Origin of the sequence: Massilia sp. DJPM01, from assembly GCF_030348125.1 — a bacterium.
Classification (GTDB): domain Bacteria; phylum Pseudomonadota; class Gammaproteobacteria; order Burkholderiales; family Burkholderiaceae_D; genus Telluria_A; species Telluria_A frigida.
This window is the reverse complement of sequence record NZ_JAQOZV010000145.1, coordinates 1-2,270: the sequence shown is the minus strand read 5'-3', so window position 1 is coordinate 2,270 and position 2,270 is coordinate 1. Positions and strand designations below refer to the sequence as shown.

2 protein-coding genes and 1 pseudogene are annotated in these 2,270 nt (G+C 67.3%); all 3 read left to right on the top strand.

The features are described 5' to 3' along the window. Positions 1–677 (top strand): annotated as a pseudogene (locus PO883_RS34175) (hypothetical protein); the annotation flags it as partial. A 2-nt stretch (positions 678–679) separates the two neighbouring features. Beyond that, complete coding sequence (gene xerC, locus PO883_RS34170; protein ID WP_289313757.1) at positions 680–1,798, top strand: site-specific tyrosine recombinase XerC; 1,119 nt, start codon at positions 680–682, stop codon at positions 1,796–1,798. Positions 1,799–1,824: 26 nt separating this feature from the next. Continuing rightward, a complete protein-coding gene (locus PO883_RS34165; protein WP_243492661.1) occupies positions 1,825–2,007 on the top strand; it encodes a hypothetical protein in 183 nt (60 codons plus the stop codon). The last annotated feature ends 263 nt before the right edge of the window (positions 2,008–2,270 follow it).

The window sequence follows — 2,270 nt, the reverse complement described above, 5'->3', positions numbered from 1 at the left end:
TGCTGCACCAGTACCAGCGGCCGCTGAAAAGCGCCACCGTGGCCGGCCAGGACATTGATTACATCGAGGTGACGCTCGACGACATCGAGGCCGCCAACCGGCTGGCGCACGAGGTGCTGGGGCGCAGCCTGGACGAGCTGCCGCCGCAGACGCGGCGCGTGCTGGCTGCATTGCACGGCTGGGTCGAGGGCGTGACCCTTGAGCGCCAGGTGCGCCGTGCCGACGTGCGCTTCACGCGCAGCGACGTGCGGCGGGTATCGAGCCTGTCGGACACGCAGTGCTGTATCCACGTCGAGCGCCTGGTCGCACTCGAATACGTGCTGGTGCATCGCGGCACGCGCGGCCAGTCGTTCGAATACGAGCTGCTTTACGATGGCTCGGGCGGCAGCGGCGCGCCGTTCGTGGCGGGGCTGATCGAGGTCGACGCCCTCAGAAGCAAGGCTACGACGGCGAGTTCACGGGGGAGACTGGGCCAGTTCACGGGGCCATCCCGGCCCCATCACGGGGGCGATCCGGCGCCGTTACGGAGCGGTGAATGTGGCGGCGAGCCAGCGGCCAGCGGGGCTGCTGCCGAATCGCCCGGCGCGGATCGGAAAACGCACCCCCTGAGCGCCGCAAGCGAAGTCGTGCCGTACCCGCATGGTTCTTTAGCCGCCGCGGCGGTATCGGCGGGCTAGCCATGGCACGCAAGGGCGAACTGGGGATTCGCCAGAAACAGCGCAAGCTGCGCGTCAAGCCCGCGCAAGCGGTGCGCGAGCGCGCGCCTGATCCGGCGGCGGGCAACCTGCTGCGCTCCTACCAGAACGCGTTCCTGGAGTGGACCGTGACGAGCGGGCTGTCCGAGTCGACCGCGTCGATCCGCCGGCGCGCGCTGGATGGCTTCATCCTGTGGTGCGACGAGCGCGGACTGGATCGGCCGCAGGACATCACGCGCCCGATCCTGCAGCGCTACCAGGGCCACCTGTACCACTACCGCAAAGCCGACGGAGCGCCGCTGTCGTTCAACACCCAGGCCACGCGGCTGATGCCGATCGTGGCCTTCTTCAAGTGGTGCGCGCGCGAGAACCATATCCTGTACAACCCCGCCTCGGACCTGGTGCTGCCGAAGCCGTCGCGCCAGTTGCCGCGCCACCTGATGAGCGTGGCCGAGATCGAGTCGGTGCTGAACCAGGCGGATATCGGCACGCCGTCGGGGGTGCGTAACCGCGCCATGCTGGAGACCTTGTACAGCACCGGCATCCGGCGGGCCGAAATGATCGGCTTGAGCCTTTACGACGTCGACACCGAGCGTGGAACCTTGATGGTGCGGCAGGGGAAGGGGCGGCGCGACCGCCTGGTTCCCATCGGCGCGCGCGCCTGCGCGTGGGTGGTGCGCTACGTGCGGGAAGTGCGGCCGCAGTTGGCCCTGACCTTGGACCAGCGCACGCTGTTCGTGACCGACTACGGCGAGGCGTTCGAGAAGAACCGGCTGTCGGACATGGTCAAGCTGCACATGCGCCATGCCGGCTTTGCGAGCGGCGGCTGCCATGCGTTCCGCCATGCGATGGCCACCCACATGCTGGAGAACGGGGCGGATATCCGCTTCATCCAGGCCATCCTGGGCCACTCGGAGCTGTCTACCACGCAGATTTATACGCACGTCGCCATCGGCAAATTGAAGGCGGTGCATGCGCTGACCCATCCGGCCCGCCTGGAGCGCGCCGGCGGCGATGGCGGCGCGGCGGCGGATGCGGATGCGGACGAGGATGCGAAAGCGCTCCTGGATGCCCTGGACGCGGAACAGGACACATCGGACTAACCATCAACTGCATCGAGGGAGGCATCATGACGATCATCGAAGTGGAACTGCCGGACGATCTGGCCATCGCGCTGGCCGAGTTCCTCAAACGCGTGGGATACGACGACTACCGCACGCTTGCGGTGGACCAGCAGCAGGCCTACGAGATGCGGGACGCCGGCGAGAAGGTACGTGCTGCGCTGGCGGACAAAGGATACGCGCCGCGCTGATTGATACCGATCCGTTGAGTCTGCTTCATGGCGGGCTCTGCTGTAGACAATCTGATCAGTCGCTGCGCGATACCGCCAGCCGCGCGCGGACACCAACAGCCACGCTGTGGATCGAGTCAGGCCAACGACGCGCGCTCCTGCGCCTTCCAGGCACAGTCGCTTGCCGCCGCGCCCCGCCGTCAGCCAGGAAACCACCACGCAAGAGCACAGCCCCTCCGGGGTGAATGCCTGCGGCATTCAACATAACGCGGCATTCCGCAAAG

What these genes read in the sequence shown, in the direction of transcription:
- xerC (WP_289313757.1), top strand. Translation starts at nt 680, where the DNA reads ATGGCACGCAAGGGCGAACTGGGGATTCGCCAGAAACAGCGCAAGCTG.
- PO883_RS34165 (WP_243492661.1), top strand. Translation starts at nt 1,825, where the DNA reads ATGACGATCATCGAAGTGGAACTGCCGGACGATCTGGCCATCGCGCTG.